Origin of the sequence: Micromonospora sp. D75, from assembly GCF_018070405.1 — a bacterium.
Lineage (GTDB): Bacteria > Actinomycetota > Actinomycetes > Mycobacteriales > Micromonosporaceae > Micromonospora > Micromonospora chalcea.
In genome coordinates, this window is record NZ_JAGPXV010000838.1 from 1 (window position 1) to 2,093 (window position 2,093).

Sequence of the window (2,093 nt, forward strand, 5' to 3'; positions counted from 1 at the left end):
TGGCCCGCGCGCTCGACGACCAGGGCCGGCCGGCCGAGGCGGCGACGGTCCGCGCCGAGCACGGCATCGAGGAGGACTGAGGCGACTGCCGGGTAACCGCGGCTGCTCTAGATCGACGCCGAGGTCTAGGCTGATCCGGTGGCGGTGGAACAGCAGGCACGGGGGACGGCGGGCACGGCCCGGCGCCGGTCCCGGCGGGACGAGATCCTGGAGATCGCGGTCGGCCTCTTCGCGGCGCGCGGCTACCACGGCGTGTCGATGGACGACATCGGCGCGGCGGCCGGTGTCACCGGGCCGGCTCTCTACCACCACTTCGCCGGCAAGGAGGCGATGCTCGTCGCCGCGCTGGTGCCGGTCAGCGAGGGGCTGCTCGCGGGCGGGCGGGAGCGGGCCGCCGGGCACCCGGACGACCCGCGTGGCGCGCTGGAGTCGCTGATCGACTTCCACGTCGAGTTCGCGCTGGCCAACCCGGCGGTGATCGCCCTGCACCTGCACGAGCTGGACCGCCTGCCGGACGAGCCGCGCCGGCGCATCCGCCGGCTTCAGCGGATGTACGTCGAGGAGTGGGTGACGGTGCTGACCGCGCTGCACCCCGGCCTGCCGGACGGCGCGGCCCGGGTGCTCGCCCACGCGGCGTTCGGCCTGATGAACTCGACGCCGTTCCTCGGTGGCGAGGTCGATCGCCGGCGCCGGGCCGAGCTGCTGCGCGGCGCGACGCTCGCGGCCCTGCTCGCGCCCACCGACCCGACCTGACACGCCGCCCGGACCTTAACGCATGTTAAGAAGAGACCCCGGCTTTGCGTCGAGAAGGGGTCACGTCCGTGCAGAAGATGATCGAATCGTTGTTGGTCGCCAACCGGGGGGAGATCGCGCGCCGGATCATCCGTACCGGCAGGCGGCTCGGGATCCGGACGATCGCTGTGCACTCGGAGGCCGACGGCGCGCTGCCGTTCGTGACCGAGGCCGATGAGGCGGTCTGCGTCGGCCCGGCGAACCCGGCGCAGAGCTACCGGAACGTCGAGGCGATCCTCGAGGCCGCCCGCAGCACCGGCGCGCAGGCGATCCACCCCGGCTACGGCTTCCTGTCCGAGAACGCGGACTTCGCCCGTACCGTCGAGGGGTCGGGCCTGATCTGGGTCGGACCCGGCGCGGACGCGATCACCGCGATGGGCGACAAGATCAACGCCCGGAACCTGATGGCGGCGGCCGGGGTGCCGGTCGCGCCCGGCACCACCGAGCCGGCGGCCGACCTGGACGCGGCGGTCGCGGCGGCCGCGGAGATCGGCTACCCGGTGATGGTCAAGGCCGCCGCCGGTGGCGGTGGCATGGGCATGGGCGTGGCCGCCGACGAGGCGGCGCTGCGCACCGAGTACGACAAGGTCCGCGCGTTCGCGGAGCGGATGTTCGGCGACGGCTCGGTGCTGATCGAGCGGTACTTCCCCCGGGTACGCCATGTCGAGGTGCAGATCCTCGGCCTGGCCGACGGCCGGGTGGTGGCGCTCGGCGAGCGGGAGTGCTCGGTGCAGCGGCGCAACCAGAAGCTGGTCGAGGAGTCGCCGTCCCCGGCGGTCTCGCCGGAGCTGCGCGAGCGCTTCCTGGCCGCGGCGGTACGGGCCGGCGAGGCGGTGAACTACCGCAACGCGGGCACCGTGGAATGTCTGCTCGATCCTTCGACGCAGGAGTTCTTCTTCCTGGAGATGAACACGCGGCTGCAGGTCGAGCACCCGGTCACCGAGTACGTCTACGGCGTCGACCTGGTCGAGGAGCAGCTCCGGGTGGCGGCCGGGCTGGTGCCGACGTTCGACCCGGACGCGCTCGCCCCGCGCGGCCACGCCATCGAGCTGCGGATCAACGCCGAGGACCCGAAGCGTTTCCTGCCCGGCCCGGGCGCGATCACCACCTGGAACGAGCCGGCCGGCGCCGGCGTACGGGTGGACTCCGGCTACGTCGCCGGCAACACGGTCACGCCGTTCTACGACAGCCTGATGGCCAAGCTGATCGTCAGCGGGGACACCCGCGAGGAGGCGGTCGAGCGGGCCCGGGCGGCGGTCGCCCAGTTCGAGATCGCCGGCCCGAAGTGCAACCTGCCGTTC

Annotated in this window: 2 protein-coding genes; both read left to right on the top strand. The window is 73.1% G+C overall.

Annotated elements, in window-relative coordinates; translation table 11 throughout:
- The first annotated feature begins 138 nt into the window (after positions 1-138).
- Complete coding sequence (locus tag KBX39_RS29725) at positions 139-753, top strand: TetR/AcrR family transcriptional regulator (protein ID WP_043327636.1); 615 nt, start codon at positions 139-141, stop codon at positions 751-753.
- 77 nt (positions 754-830) lie between these two features.
- On the top strand, positions 831-2,093 hold a 1,263-nt coding region (locus KBX39_RS29730; RefSeq protein WP_210873704.1), incomplete at its 3' end, for an acetyl/propionyl/methylcrotonyl-CoA carboxylase subunit alpha.